Raw genomic sequence first — 14,399 nt, 5'->3', positions numbered from 1 at the left:
CAGCAGCGGCAAGCTACAAGCTTCAAGCGGCAAGCAGGCCGCTGTTGACTTGTAGCTTGCGGCTTGGAGCTTGCCGCTATGAAGTTACTCATCCTCGACCGCGACGGTGTCATCAACGAAGACTCCGACGCCTATATCAAGGCGCTCGACGAGTGGATTCCGATCCCGTCGTCGATCGCCGCCATTGCACGCCTGTCGCAAGCAGGCTGGACGGTGGCCGTGGCCACCAACCAGTCCGGCATCGCCCGTGGCTACTACGACCTGGCGACCCTGGAGTCGATGCACGCGCGCCTGCGCCAGTTGGTGGCCGAGCAGGGCGGCGAAATCGGCCTGATCGTCCACTGCCCGCACGGGCCGGATGACGTCTGCGAGTGCCGCAAGCCAAAGGCTGGCATGCTCGAACAGATCGCTGCGCACTACGCCACGGATCTGAAAGGAATCTGGTTCGTCGGCGACAGCAGCGGTGACCTGCAGGCTGCACTGGCCGTCGATTGTCAGCCTGTGCTGGTAAAAACCGGCAAGGGCGAACGTACCCTGGCCAAGCCGTTGCCGCCAGGAACCCTGGTATTCGACGATCTGGCGGCTGTCGCCGATCGACTGCTCTCATAAGGTGCGAAGCTTCATGGCGATCCTGCAGGCTTTAAGAGTCACGCTTTTCTACCTGCTGCTGTCGTCCAGCTCGTTCTTCTGGTGCCTGATCAGCCTGGTGGTCGCACCCTTGCTGCCGTTCCGCCAACGCTACCGCTTCGTCGTCCAGGCCTGGTGCAGCTGCGCGGTGTGGCTGGCCAGGGTGATCGTCGGCATCCGCTATGAAGTGCGCGGGTTGGAGAATATCCCGCAGCGCCCCTGCGTGATCCTCGCCAACCACCAGAGCACCTGGGAGACCTTCTTCCTCTCCGCCTATTTCGAGCCGCTCAGCCAGGTGGTCAAGCGCGAGCTGCTGCGCGTGCCGTTCTTCGGCTGGGGCATGGCGCTGCTCAAGCCGATCGCCATCGACCGCAGCAACCCCAAGGCCGCACTCAAGCAACTGGCCAAGCAGGGCGATGAGCGCCTCAAGCAGGGCGCCTGGGTGCTGGTGTTCCCCGAAGGCACGCGCATTCCACCGGGGCAGATCGGCAAGTTCTCCCGTGGCGGCACGGCCCTGGCGGTGAATGCCGGCCTGCCAGTGCTGCCCATCGCGCACAACGCCGGCGAATTCTGGCCCAAGGCGGGCTGGGGCAAGCGCTCGGGCACCATCGAAGTGATCATCGGCGCACCGATGTATGCCGAAGGCGAGGGGCCTCGTGCCATTGCCGAACTCAACGAGCGTGCCTTCCAGTGGGTCTGCCAGCAGCAGACCGAACTGCGTGGCGAAGAGCCTCAGCTGAGCCGTCTAGGCGAAATGGCCTGATCTGTGGATAAGCTGTGCATCGAATGCAATCAAAGCGCCATCACTTCTTTTATCTAGTTGATTTTCAAAGCGAAATAGACGCGCTAGGAAAAATCCTCAACAGGGTATAAGTTGTCGCGTGGCGCTTCTGCCGACAATCCGCGGGGCTCGCCTCCGTTGAGATGCGCATGCCAGAACGCATCAGCCCCCGGCACGCATTGATATAAGCCTCGACGCGCGCACAGTCTCGCTCGCGACGATGGCCGATGATTGGATCAGTAAAGGGAATTCACTGCCATGCCGTCGATCTACCAGCTCAAACCCGCCTTCCAGAACCTGCTGCGCCCCGGCGTCGAGCGTTTGTATGCGCGCGGCGTCACCGCCAACCAGGTGACCCTCGCCGCCGCACTCGTCTCGGTGCTGCTCGGCGCTGTGCTAGCCGCGTTTAGCCATATCATCTGGCTGTTCGCACTGATTCCTGTGTGGATGCTGCTGCGCATGGCGCTCAATGCCGTCGACGGCATGCTGGCGCGCGAGTTCGGCCAGCACTCGAAGCTCGGCGCCTACCTCAACGAACTCTGCGACGTGATTGCCGACAGCGCCCTGTATCTGCCCTTCGCCCTGCTGCCTGGCGTCTCGCCGCTGCTGGTGGTCCTGGCGGTGGTGATGGCGGTGATCAGCGAATACGCCGGCGTGCTCGGGCCCATGGTCGGCGCCTCCCGCCGCTATGACGGGCCGATGGGCAAGAGCGATCGCGCCTTCTACTTCGGTGTGATCGGTGCAGGCGTCGCCACGGGCCTGCTGCCTGCCTTGTGGATCAACCTGGCGCTGGCGCTGATCCTCGCCCTGCTGCTCTATACCCTCTACAACCGCGTTCGCCACGGGCTGGCCGAAACGGCCTGAACCCTTTTCAAGGAATAAGGAGATTCCATGCGCCCCGTCCAACTGCATACCTTTGCCACCCACGACGGCGTCGAGCTGAGCTATCGCCACTGGCCGGCGACGGTGCCCGCAGACGGCCCGCGCCAGGCCGTGGTGCTGTTCCATCGCGGCCATGAGCATGGCGGGCGCATGGCCCATCTGGTGGACGAGCTGGAGCTGCCGCACTGCGACTTCTTCGCCTGGGATGCCCGTGGCCATGGCCTCTCGCCTGGCGCGCGCGGCGACAGTCCGAGCTTCGCCACCAGCGTGCGCGACGTGCAGACCTTTATCGAGCATATCGGCGTACAACACGGCATCGCCGAAGAGGACCTGGCGGTGGTGGCGCAGAGCGTCGGCGCGGTGATTGTCTCCACCTGGGCCCATGACTACGCGCCCAAGGTGCGCTGCCTGGTGCTCGCCTCGCCGGCCTTCAAGGTCAAACTCTACGTGCCCTTCGCCCGGCCTGGGCTGAAGCTGCTGCACGCCTGGCGCGGCAACTTCTTCGTCAACAGCTACGTGAAGGCGAGGTTCCTCAGCCACGATCCCGAGCGCATTCCCTCTTTCGAAAACGACGCGCTGATCGCCCGGCCAATCTCGGTGACCATGCTGCTTGGCCTGTACGAAGCGGCTGATCGCGTCGTTGCCGACGCGCAGGCGATCCAGGTGCCGACCCAGCTACTGATCTCCGGCGCCGACTTCGTGGTCCACCGCAAACCACAGGAAGACTTCTTCGAACGCCTCGGCAGCCTGCGCAAGGAAAAGCACCTGCTGCCCGGTTTCTTCCACGACACCCTTGGCGAGCGCGACCGCGACCACGCGCTGAGCCGCGCTCGGCGCTTTATCCTGCGCAACTTCGAGGAACCGGTGACGCGTCCCTCGCTGCTCGATGCCGATCGTCTGGGCGCCACCTGCGCCGAAGCCGAAGAGCTGGCCGCACCGCTGCCTAAGAATTCGCTGCGCGACCTCTACTGGCGCGCCACCCGCGCCGGCATGCGCCTGGGCAGCACGCTCTCGGCCGGGGTGAAACTGGGCTTCGACACCGGTTTCGATTCCGGCAGCACCCTCGATTACGTTTATCGCAACCAGCCGACCGGTAAGGGCGCGCTGGGCCGGCTGATCGACCAGAACTACCTGAACTCCATCGGCTGGCGCGGCATTCGTCAGCGCAAGCTGCATGCCGAAGAGCTGCTGCGCCTGGCCATGGCCCGACTGCGCGGAGCGGGCAGGGCGGTGCGCATCGTCGATATTGCCGCCGGCCATGGCCGCTACATCCTCGAATCGCTGGAGGGCCAGCAGCAGCGCCCCGACTCGATCCTGCTGCGCGACTACAGCGACATTAACGTGCGTGACGGCAATGCGCTGATCGAGCAGAAGGGCCTGGGCGACATCGCCCGCTTCGTCAAAGGCGATGCCTTCGACCGTGACGATCTCGCTGCGCTGGATCCCAAGCCGACCCTGGCGGTGGTGTCCGGCCTGTATGAACTGTTCGGCAGCAACCAGATGGTCAGCGATTCGCTGGCCGGGCTGGCCGCAGCGGTCGAGGAGGGTGGTTATCTGGTCTACACCGGCCAGCCCTGGCACCCGCAACTGGAGCTGATCGCCCGCGCCCTGACCAGCCACCGCGATGGTCAGGCCTGGGTGATGCGCCGGCGCAGCCAGGCGGAGATGGATCAGCTGGTGGAAGCGGCGGGCTTTCGCAAGGTGGCGCAGCGCATCGACCAGTGGGGTATCTTCAGCGTATCCCTTGCCCAACGGGTGAAGTGATGGACAACACGCGCGAACAGGGATTGTACAAGCGCGGCGTACTCTGGCTGCTGTTGCTCGGCCCGCTGTTCTTCGCCAGCTACGGCTTCGCCAACTGGTTCACTGGGCAGCGCGATGATGTCGGCAGCCTGGTCTTCGCCTGGGAGCCACAGATCCCGCTCTGGCCCTGGACCATCGTGCCGTACTGGTCGATCGACCTGCTCTACGGCCTGTCCTTCCTGCTGCCAGCCTGCCGCCGCGAAATGGATCGCCACGCCCTGCGCCTGCTCGCTGCGCAGGTCATCTGCGTGGCCTGCTTCCTGCTCTGGCCGCTGCGCTTCACCTTCGAGCGGCCGCCGCTGGACGGCACCTTCGGCCTGATGTTCGACGTACTGATGGGCTTCGACAAACCCTTCAACCAGGCGCCTTCGCTGCATATCACCCTGCTGGTGATCATCTGGGCGATGTTCGCCAATCACACCCGCGGGCTGTTCTGGCGTGGCCTGCTGCACGGGTGGATGGCGCTGATCGGCATCTCCGTGCTGACTACTTGGCAGCATCACTTCATCGACCTGCCCACCGGGGCGCTGGCGGGCTTCTTCTGCCTGTGGCTGCTGCCGCTGCAGGGCGATACGCCGCTGAAGCAGATGTGCCTGGCCAGCGATCCCCGGCGTTGGCGCCTGGCGCTGCGCTATGGGCTTGGCGCAACGCTATGCGCCGTGCTGGCAGTCAAGCTGGGCGGCGCCTGGCTGTGGCTGTTCTGGCCGTTCGTTGCCCTGGTCATGGTCGCGCTCAACTACCTGCTGTTCGGCGCTGGCGGCTTCCAGAAGCAGGCCGACGGGCGCCTCAGCCCGGCCGCGACGGTGTTGCTCGCACCCTATCTGCTCGGTGCCTGGATCAATTCAAGGCTATGGACATACCGCCAGCCAGCGCCGAGCCAGGTCGTGGAGGGCATCGACCTCGGCCGCCTGCCGGGCCCGGGTGATCTCGATGGCTACGCCGCCGTGGTCGATCTGTGCGCCGAACTGCCGCTGCTGCACACACCGAGCGCCTACTGCAGCCTGCCCTCGCTGGACCTGGTGGCGCCCGATGCGCTGACCTGCCAGCGCGCCGCCGAGGCCATCGAACGCCTGCGCCAGAGCGGCCCGCTGTTGGTGTGCTGCGCCCTGGGTTATTCGCGCAGTGCCACAGCCGTGGCCGCCTGGCTGCTACATAGCGGCCGCTGCCAGAGCGTCGAGTCCGCCGTAGAGCTGATCCGCCAGGCGCGGCCACAGGTCGTGCTCGGCCCGCAGCATCTGGCTGCGCTGCAGGCCATGCTCGACGTGGGCGCTGAACTGGAGGTCGCCCATGCAGGCTGATCTGCTGCTGGTCGCCGCGCTGCTACGACGCGGGCGCAGCCTCGACCAATTTTCCGGCGCGCTGAGTCTGGTCGCCGTGGTCTTCGGCCTGGCGCCTTGGCTCGGCGCCCCGGCAAGCCTGATGATGGCGCTCATCTGCGCAGCGCTGCTGATTGCCGGCCTGGCCGAGAAATACTGGGCGCTGCGCGTGGCGCTGGATGCCGAACTGTTTCAGCGCCTGGCCGAATCCGGCGAACAGCTCGACAGCCAGACTCATGCGCTGGATCAGGCGCTACAGAATCTGGGCCTGCAGAATGCGCAGCAGGCTGGCCGCGATTGGAGCCTGCGAGCTCAGGGTGCGCTCGGCCTGCTGCGCAAACAGGCGCTGTGTCTGCTGCTGCAGGTCGCAATCGTTGTGCTCGGAATCTTCATCGTTTTCGCTTAAGGAGTCGCCATGCTCGCTGCATTGACCGCTTTCGCCATCACCTCGGCAGCTCGCCTGCTGACCGGTGCCCGAGCCCTGTGGCTCGGCAGCACCGCGCAGGCGACGCAACGCCTGTACTACGCCAACCACAGCAGCCATGGCGATTTCGTCCTGCTCTGGGCATCGCTGCCGCCGGAGCTGCGCAAGCGCACCCGGCCGGTGGCCGGCGCCGACTACTGGCAGAAGCCGGGCGTACGCAGCTTCCTGATCAATAACGTATTCAACGGCGTGCTGGTCGACCGCGAGCGCAAGGAAGGCGCCAACCCACTGCAGGCGATGCTCGATGCGCTGGATGGCGGCGACTCGCTGATCATCTTCCCCGAGGGCACGCGCAACCTCGGCGACGAGCCGCTGCTGCCGTTCAAGAGTGGTCTCTATCACCTGGCCCAGGCGCGCCCCGACGTGGAGCTGGTACCGGTGTGGATCGCCAACCTGAATCGGGTGATGCCTAAGGGCCGCGCGCTGCCGCTGCCTCTACTGTGCACCCTGAGTTTCGGCGCAGCGCTGGAGCGCATCGAGGGCGAGGGCAAAGACGCCTTCCTGGAACGCGCGCGTAACGCCCTGCTGGCCCTGGCACCCGAGGAGGCCTGAGATGGATAACAACACTTTACTGCTGTTCGCCGGTATCGGTGCCCTGCTCCTGCTGGCCAGCCTGGTCGGCTTCGTCCTCAAGCGACGCAGTGGCGACCGACCCAACCCGGTGGTGGACAACCTCAACGCGCGGATCAACGCCTGGTGGGTGATGGTGCTGGTAATCGGCATCGCCTTCCTGTTCGGCAACATTGGCGTGGTCGTGCTGTTCTACTTCGTGTCCTTCTACGCCCTGCGCGAATTCATGACGCTGACACCGACCCGGCGCAGCGACTATCCGGCGCTGGTCGCGGCCTTCTATTTCGCCCTGCCGATGCAGTACCTGCTGATCGCCCTGGATTGGTACGGCCTGTTCGCTATCTTCATCCCGGTCTATCTGTTCCTGCTGCTGCCGATCCTCGCCTCGCTGGGCGGTGATACCACGCGCTACCTCGAACGCGCGGCCAAGGTGCAATGGGGCTTGATGATCGCCGTGTACTGCATCTCCTCGGTACCGGCGCTGCTGACCCTGGACATCCCCGGCTACGAGGGGCGCAACCTGCTGCTGATCGCCTGGCTGATCATCGTTGTGCAGCTCTCCGACGTGCTGCAGTACGTATGCGGCAAGCTGTTCGGCAAGCATAAGATCGCGCCCAACCTGTCACCGTCGAAAACCGTGGAAGGCTTTATCGGCGGCGTGGCCCTGGCAACGCTGATCGGCGCCACCCTGTGCTGGATCACCCCCTTCGCCTTCTGGCAGGCCGCGCTGTTCGCCCTGCTGGTGTGCCTGCTCGGCTTCGCCGGCGGCCTGGTGATGTCGGCGATCAAGCGCGACCGCGGCGTGAAGGACTGGGGCCATATGATCGAGGGCCACGGCGGTATGCTCGACCGTCTCGACTCGGTGTGCTTCGCCGCACCGGTGTTCTTCCATATGGTGCGTTACTGGTGGGCCTGAGCCTAGGCCAGCACGGGGATTGTGGATTGCACTAGAGTCAACTCAAGCCAGAGAACAAGAAGGCTGACATGATCGCCCACACCCAGACACTGTTCGGAGCCGTCGCACTGGTCGCCGTGATCATGGGCAGTTGTCTGATCCTGGTCGGCCAGCTGCGTCACCGCGACGGCATGCTCACCACCGGATTGGGCATGCTCTCCCATGCGCTGGCCTACATCGGCTTTACCCTGTTCGGGCTGGCCTCGATGTGGCTGACCTATGTGCTGGCCAACACGCTGCTGTCCACCGCGCTGGCGTTCTATACGGTCAGCCTGCCGCTGATCCACGGCCGGCGCCCGCCCTGGCGGCTGGCCTTTGCCTTCCCGCTGCTTCTGGGTGTGCTGCTCAGCCTGCTGATCGAGACCCAGGAACCCCGACAACTGGTGGCCTGCCTGCTGCTGTTCAGCCAATGTCTGGTGATTCTGCACCTGAGCCGCCTCCATGCCGTGCTCGGCGGGCGCGCCCACCGAATTCTGATGATCGGTGCAGGCATCAGCCTGTTCGGCCTGGGCATCCGCGTGGTGGTCATCCTCAGCGGCGCGCCGGCGGAGATGCACTACGACGTCAGCAACCTGAAGCAGACGGTATCGGTCGCCCTCGGCGCCGCCACCATCATCATGTTCTCCTTCGGCCTGGTGCTGCTGTCGCGCGAGCGCATCGAATCGGAGCTGCGCCAGACCGCCCTGCGCGACACGCTTACCGGATTGCCCAATCGCCTGGCGATACTCGAACAACTCAGCGATGAGCTGGAGCGAGCCCGCCGCCAGCACACGCCGCTGTCCATCGCCATGCTCGATCTGGACCACTTCAAGCAGATCAACGACAGCCACGGCCATCTGGTCGGCGATGACGTGCTCAGGCACTGCGCGGACCATCTGCAGCAACGGCTGCGGCGTAATGACAGCATCGGCCGTTATGGTGGTGAGGAATTCCTGCTGATCCTGCCCGGCACCGACGCCAGCGGCGCGCTGGAGCTGGTCGATCAGCTTCGCCAATCCCTGACCCAGCACCCGGCACAGATTGACGACAGGCACATCGCCTTGAGCTTTAGCGCCGGTGTTTACGGCAGCAGCAGCTCCGTCGCCGATGACATCACCGCCATGCTGCTCAAGGCCGACACCGCGCTCTATCGCGCCAAGCACGCCGGGCGTAATACACAGGTTCTGGCCACGGCGGACTGATAGGAGGGGCTCGGATTTACGGGCAGACCTGAGTCATGCCTGGCTACCAGCGTTCAGCGTCGCCCGGCTTTTCTGCAGGCAACAAAAAACCCGCCGAAGCGGGTTTTTTAAGACCTTCCGACATCCTGTCGTTTGCCTTCCTGGCGCGGTCTGTCTTCCGTGACTCGGGACATCCAGTTCCCGGTAGGTGTGAGTAGATTAACCAGCCCACGGACGCGGCGGGAGAGGTCCGTTGCGCTTCGGCATGTAAGCCTTTTGCCATAGCGGCACTCGCGAAAAACCATGATCTGAGCCTGACGCTAATTAGAAGGCAGCTTTACTCGTCCACAAACACGCCACATAGATCGATCACGAATCGCGCAGGTTGCGCCTCTCCTGCCGCTACGACGATAAGTACCGAACGATTGGCGTCTCGACCATTAACGCATTGTACGTACAGAGCAAGATTTCCTTGCTTATACGCGGGCGTATCGCCCGGAAAATCCATATGTTTTCTTGCGCCAGGAATCAGACCTACCAGCGCATCTGCCTGCCGCTCACCGAGTTCCGATAAATACTGGACCTGCTGGTTATCGAAGAGCACTGGTCCGAAATCTGGCACATCTAACATTGAGCTGAACACATAGAAATCGCTTTCAGCACCATCGAATAGTCGTTTTTTATTTTTAACTAGATCACTCATGCTTCAAGAATAAGCTTTTTTATCTCCAAATTTTGATACTCTACTGCACTATCTGTGCGCCGCATTTGGTGTTACGCAAGAGCACCGATACTCTGAAGAGGTTTGTGTCTAACTTCCTTACAAGTCCTCCTCATGGACTAGTCCTTGGACAAAATTAGTAAAACTGGAACAAATTACCGTTTCTGATTTTTTTTGATTCTCTTCAAAGCTGAGCTCGGCGTAAAAATTATCAGTCGTAAAATAGCTAACCAGCCCAGAGTCTACATTTAGGCAAAAATAATTCCCCCCCCAGTCGTTAGCAAAGGGAAGTAGATTCTCAGGAATCACCTGTTTATCTCTCATTGAAAGGTAAGTTGATAGCAGATTCGATGGAGAATCGGAAATTGGCTTGAAAGATGCGACCTCTAAAGGCTCTTCAATTTCCGCACCAACCCAATACGTGCGATCAGGAACGCCACCATTATATTTAAGATAATGAGTCCTAAACTCATCAGGCAATTTTTTTCCAACCTTAGCTTCAAAACTATTCAGCTGCGCCAGATCGACTGAAGCTTCAGTATTAGAGAAAATATTTTCATTCATGACCAACCCTCACTTATCAACAACGCCCGACTTTAGATCTAGGAATCTTATTAGCAAGCCATCCTTTCTTTGAAGATACCAAAATTGCTTCAGCGCTTTCGTACTTTACCTTGAAATTTTTTTCATACTGGGACACAGACCCTGCATGAGGGAATGTTGCCTCATGAGCAGAGGTCTTAACCAATTGCATCGTGGTGGTACCAGTTTTCGGGTTAAAGTCATCAACATGGTGCCAGGTGTAACCCGTTGCCGCTTTCTTAGAAATACCAGCCTCTTTAAATGCTTGAGTGAAATCGCGCCCGCGACTTCCCTGCATTTTGATAACCACAATATTCTTTTGTGAGCCGACTGTGGGGAATAAATCACTACTCCCAGTAAAGTCTACCCCTGTGAGGGCCCACCCCCACGGATCCACCCACCCATACGGCTCCGGTGCGTACTGGAACAGGTTGATCCCACCCGCCAACCCAATCGGATCCGGGCTGATAAACCTTCCGATATCCGGATCGTAGAACCTGAAGGTGTTGTAGTGCAGCCCGGTTTCGCGGTCCAGGTACTGGCCCTGGAAGCGCAGGTTCTGCTCTTCGACAAAGAAGCTTTCCTGCTGTTCGGCCAGGGTGTTGCCCCAGACCTGGTAGCGGGCCTGCCAGATGCAGCGGCCGTCGTCTTCAGTGAGTTGCTGCGGTAACCCGTTTGGATCGGTGTGGTAATAGCGCAGGCGGGCGTGTTCGCCCTGGCCGTCGACGCGCGCCAGCGGGTCGTAGCTGCCTTCGTCGTAGAGGTAAAGGCTATGTCGACCGTTGCGGGTCTCGCTGAGCAGGCGCATGCCGTCCCAGGTGAAGTCGGTCTGGCCGAGCAGCACGCCGTGGGCATCGTAGTGGCTTTTGCCGATACGCCGGCCGAGCGGGTCGTAGTGCATGACCACGCGGCTGCCGTCGTTGTTGGTGACTTCCCGCACGCGGTGTTCGGCGTCGTAGCTCAGGCGCTGCACCTGGTGACGGCCGCTGCGTTTTTCCACCAGGCGGCCAAAGGCGTCGTAGCGGTAGCGCTTGTCCTGGTAGGTGAGCAGTTTGTTGTGGCGCACCCAGCCGCTGCTGGCAGCATCGCCACCAACCGGGTGCAGCAGGTTGGCAGCCGCGTCGTAGCTGTAGGTTTCCAGATTGCCGCGAATCAGGTCCTGGCTGGCGATGATGCGCCCGCTGGCATCGTAGTGCAGCTGCTGCTTCTGTTCGCGCTGGCTGGCCGGGTCGCGGTCGAGGCGGCCGATCAGGTTGTCGCTGGGATCAAAGGCGTAGCGCCGCTCGGCTTCGGCCGGCAGCTGCACGGGTTGCTCCAGGCGCCGACGCAGGCGTGCGGTGAGGCGTCCGGTTCGGTCGTACTGGCTACGGGTAACGAGCTGCCCCTGGGTGCGCAGCACCTCGCGATGCAGACGGTCACGCTCGAAGCGGCTGACCAGTTGATCATCCAGGTTGAGCAACTGCAGGTGACCGCTGCCGTAGTACAGGCGGCGGATACGGCGCTGGTCAGGCAGTTGCGTTTCCAGCAGGTTGCCGAGCTCATCGTAGGCATGCTGCAGGGCGCCGGCGGCGCTCTGCTCGCTGAGCAACTGGCCAAGGGCGTCGTAGGCGAAGGCCAGCGACTGCATCTGACCATCAGCCGCAGTGAGGTCGACCCCCGTCAGGCGATCGAGCGGGTCATAGCTGTATTCGGTGCGACCGTCTTCGGTGTGCTTGGCGATCATCCGGCCAGCGGCATCGCGCTCGAAGCGGTGGATGATCGGCGCCGGCGGCGTCTCGGGGACACTGCCCAGGCCCGTGCCGTATGGGGCTGGGGTATAGGCCAGGGCAATGAGGTTGCCCTGCGGGTCATAGCGGTAATGCCGAGCGCTGTCGTCTAGATCGTGCTGGGCGGTGAGGCGGTCGAGCACGTCCCAGGTGAAGCGGTAGCGTTCGTCGTTCTCGTTGCTCAGGGCGAGCAGGCGACCATAGGCGTCGTATTCGAAGCCGACGCTGCGGCCCAGGGCATCGATGCGCTGGCGAACCTGACCACGGCGGTCATAGCGATAGCGCACGGGCTTGCCGGCAGGATCGAGGTAGGCGCTGAGCTGGCCGATGGCGTCGCGTTGAAACTCCTCGCAACGGCCATCAGCCAGTTGCGTCTGCAGCAAGCGCCCCTGGCTGTCGTAGTGGTAGCGGGTGATCTCGCCGAGGGCATCGGTGATCTGCACCAGGTTGCCGCGCTCGTCGTAGGCGAAGCGCGTGGGGTAGCCGGAGCAGTCGACCTGTTCGGTGAGCTGGCCGAGGGCGTTCCAGCGCAGGGTCTTGCGCTTGCCGCTAGCGTCGATGATTTCCACCGGCAGACCGCTGGTGTCGTAGCGATAGCGGGTGACATGGCCCAGCGGGTCGATCTCGGCGATGCAGTTGCCGCGCTTGTCGTAGCGGTACTGCCAGGCATTGCCGGCAGCGTCGGTCTCGGCTTCCGGCAGCGACCAGTGGCCAAGCCACTGGGTGAAGTCGCGACGCCCCAGCGGGTCGTGGGTTTCGCAAAGGTTGCCGGATTCATCATAGGCGAATTGCCAACGCGCGCCGTCCGGAGCGACGGCGGCCAGCAGCTGGCGCTCGTCATTCCATTCGAACAGCCAGAGCTGGCCGAGGGCATCGTGATAGCGGGTGATCTGGTACTGGCTGTTCCAGTGGCGTTCGCTGGTGCGACCAAGGCCGTCAATGACCCGGGTGATGCCCGCATCCAGATCGTAATGCAGATGGTATTCGTCGCCGTCGGCGGTCCAGTGCCGTGTCACCCGCCATTCGCGGCCATCGGCACCCTGAAACTCGCCCCATTCGTAGAAGCAGCGCAGGCCTGTGGGACGCCGATGCTCGATCAGACGGCGGCCGCTGTCGTAGACGAAGCGACGCAGCAATTGGCCCTTGTCGTCGCGGACTTCACTGAGATCGCCCTGTGCGTCATAGGCGTAGGCGACCAGCACCTCGCGCCGCTCATCGGCGAACAGGCGCTCGACCCGGCCAAGGCGCTGCGGGTGGCGGGCGTCGGCAATCAGTTCGATGCCCAGCTGGTTATGGCCATCACGCACGGCAGACAGCCGGCCAGCGGAGTCGTATTCGAGCAGCAGGCGGTTGTCGTTGCGATCACCCAGCTTGCTCAGGCGCAGCCGATGCGGCGCTTCAGGCAGAGGCTCGAACAGGCGGTAGAGACCATCGACGCTTTCCACCAGCAGCGCGCCGCTTTCATCGCGGCGGAAGTTCAGGCCTTCACCCGGGCTGTAGCAGGCATCGCCCGGCGGCAGGCTGCCGATCTCGATAGGGCGGCCCTGCTCGTCGATATAGGTCAGCGCTTCGCCACCCTCCGGATGGGCGCGTACCTGCACGGCGATCTCGAACGGCAGGCTCCAGCCAGCCCCCAGCAAACCGTCACGACGCCCGTCACGACTGCTGTAGAAGCGCTGCCACTCGATGGGCATCAGCCCCGGCAGGACGAAGTCGAGGTCGTCGTCTTCGCCAAGCACCTTGGCCCCGGTGCTGGCGTGCACCGGGTTGGGTGCACCGCTGCTGGCCGAACCAAGAGCGTTGACGATGGAGTTGGTGGCATAGGCGGTCGCACCGCCCATGGCCATGTTGCCGGCGAAACCGGCGACCAGGCAGGGCAGCTTGCTGCACAGCTTGCGCGGGTTACCACGCAGCGCCATGAGCACGCCCAGGGCCAGGCCGATGCCGGGGGTCTTGCCGCTGCGAATCGGCTGCACCACCACGGCGTCACCACCGATGCGCACGTTCGGCGAGATGTTGCCGCTTTCCACCACCGTGGCTTCGCAGGTGCTGCGATCACCACTGCGCACCGCCGGCTGGCCTTCGATGCTGACCTTGATCGATCCTTCGGCCAGCAGTTGCACCGGCATCGGCGGGTGCTTCTTGCACTCGATGGCATCCAGCGGGCAGGGGATGACGCCAGGTGCCGGCTGGGCAACCGTCGGCTGCCACATCTCACTGAAGAAGCTCTTGGCCATGTCGAGAAAGCTGGGCTCAGGCTCCTCGGCGGGTGGTGCCTGCTCCAGCTCGGTGCCTGCCGGCGCAGCGGCGCTGCCCAGCTTGCCAGCGGCGCGCGCGGAAGGCAGGCCGTTGGTTTTGGTCTTGTTGGCGCCGGTAACGATCTTGGCCTGAACATTGGGCGGGGAGATGGCATTGCCCAGGCCTTCGCAGAGGGTCGTAAGACCCTTGTCCCAGCCGGTTTTGTTCATGCCGACCCCCACGGCGATACCTACTACTGCAGCGAGGGCAAAGCCACCGAGACCAAAGGTGAGGACGGTCAGGCCGGTGGCGGCGACCACGGCGGCACAGGCCACGGCGGTGATGGCGGCATAGGCAGCCACTTCCAGCACGCCGCCGACTATGTCGGCGAGCAATGTGGTGTGCAGCAGATCGTCGCCGAGCCGGGCGGCCCAGAGCGCATCAGACATCGCAGATCATCCGTTGAGGCTGAGGCTGTGCTTGATCTGTTTCGCCAACTTGGCGAACGGGGCCT

General features: G+C 63.0%; 12 protein-coding genes. 9 read left to right on the top strand and 3 right to left on the bottom strand.

Annotated features, from left to right (window positions below; genetic code table 11):
- Nucleotides 1–78: 78 nt before the first annotated feature.
- The 9 genes from gmhB to B2U07_RS14355 all read left to right on the top strand — a co-directional run bounded on the left by gmhB (nucleotide 79) and on the right by B2U07_RS14355 (nucleotide 8,599).
- Nucleotides 79–609, top strand: coding sequence for a D-glycero-beta-D-manno-heptose 1,7-bisphosphate 7-phosphatase (gmhB, locus tag B2U07_RS14395; protein WP_296277158.1), 531 nt, complete (start codon nucleotides 79–81; stop codon nucleotides 607–609).
- Between the two features lie 13 nt (nucleotides 610–622).
- Nucleotides 623–1,390, top strand: coding sequence for a lysophospholipid acyltransferase family protein (locus tag B2U07_RS14390; RefSeq protein ID WP_197858741.1), 768 nt, complete (start codon nucleotides 623–625; stop codon nucleotides 1,388–1,390).
- A gap of 276 nt (nucleotides 1,391–1,666) precedes the next feature.
- Nucleotides 1,667–2,272 (top strand): CDP-alcohol phosphatidyltransferase family protein, encoded by a 606-nt coding sequence (locus B2U07_RS14385; RefSeq protein WP_296277157.1) that lies wholly within the window; start codon nucleotides 1,667–1,669, stop codon nucleotides 2,270–2,272.
- Nucleotides 2,273–2,299: 27 nt separating this feature from the next.
- Nucleotides 2,300–4,054, top strand: coding sequence for a bifunctional alpha/beta hydrolase/class I SAM-dependent methyltransferase (locus B2U07_RS14380; RefSeq protein ID WP_296277156.1), 1,755 nt, complete (start codon nucleotides 2,300–2,302; stop codon nucleotides 4,052–4,054).
- The gene (locus tag B2U07_RS14375; protein WP_275546464.1) at nucleotides 4,054–5,391 is read left to right on the top strand and encodes a phosphatase PAP2/dual specificity phosphatase family protein; all 1,338 of its coding nucleotides are present in this window, start codon (nucleotides 4,054–4,056) and stop codon (nucleotides 5,389–5,391) included. The genes B2U07_RS14380 and B2U07_RS14375 overlap by 1 nt, the downstream gene beginning before the upstream one ends.
- Complete coding sequence (locus B2U07_RS14370; protein WP_275546463.1) at nucleotides 5,381–5,815, top strand: hypothetical protein; 435 nt, start codon at nucleotides 5,381–5,383, stop codon at nucleotides 5,813–5,815. Before B2U07_RS14375 ends, B2U07_RS14370 begins: the two co-directional genes overlap by 11 nt.
- A gap of 9 nt (nucleotides 5,816–5,824) precedes the next feature.
- Nucleotides 5,825–6,445, top strand: coding sequence for a lysophospholipid acyltransferase family protein (locus B2U07_RS14365; protein ID WP_197858736.1), 621 nt, complete (start codon nucleotides 5,825–5,827; stop codon nucleotides 6,443–6,445).
- 1 nt (nucleotide 6,446) lies between these two features.
- Nucleotides 6,447–7,379, top strand: coding sequence for a phosphatidate cytidylyltransferase (locus tag B2U07_RS14360; RefSeq protein WP_275546462.1), 933 nt, complete (start codon nucleotides 6,447–6,449; stop codon nucleotides 7,377–7,379).
- A 68-nt stretch (nucleotides 7,380–7,447) separates the two neighbouring features.
- Entirely contained in the window at nucleotides 7,448–8,599 is a 1,152-nt protein-coding gene (locus B2U07_RS14355; protein ID WP_275546461.1) for a GGDEF domain-containing protein, read from the top strand.
- A gap of 316 nt (nucleotides 8,600–8,915) precedes the next feature.
- On the opposite strand, the gene B2U07_RS14350 is transcribed toward B2U07_RS14355, so the two are convergent.
- The 3 genes from B2U07_RS14350 to B2U07_RS14340 form a co-directional block, all read right to left on the bottom strand.
- Nucleotides 8,916–9,281, bottom strand: a complete 366-nt coding sequence (locus tag B2U07_RS14350) for a hypothetical protein (protein ID WP_275546460.1) — start codon at nucleotides 9,279–9,281, stop codon at nucleotides 8,916–8,918.
- Between the two features lie 117 nt (nucleotides 9,282–9,398).
- Complete coding sequence (locus B2U07_RS14345) at nucleotides 9,399–9,863, bottom strand: SMI1/KNR4 family protein (protein ID WP_275546459.1); 465 nt, start codon at nucleotides 9,861–9,863, stop codon at nucleotides 9,399–9,401.
- Nucleotides 9,864–9,879: 16 nt separating this feature from the next.
- Complete coding sequence (locus B2U07_RS14340) at nucleotides 9,880–14,334, bottom strand: RHS repeat-associated core domain-containing protein (RefSeq protein WP_275546458.1); 4,455 nt, start codon at nucleotides 14,332–14,334, stop codon at nucleotides 9,880–9,882.
- Between the last annotated feature and the right edge of the window lie 65 nt (nucleotides 14,335–14,399).

The organism is Pseudomonas sp. UBA7530, assembly GCF_002479365.1.
GTDB lineage: Bacteria > Pseudomonadota > Gammaproteobacteria > Pseudomonadales > Pseudomonadaceae > Aquipseudomonas.
The sequence above is the reverse complement of the archived record's forward strand: the minus strand, read 5'-3'. Positions and strand labels throughout refer to the sequence as shown.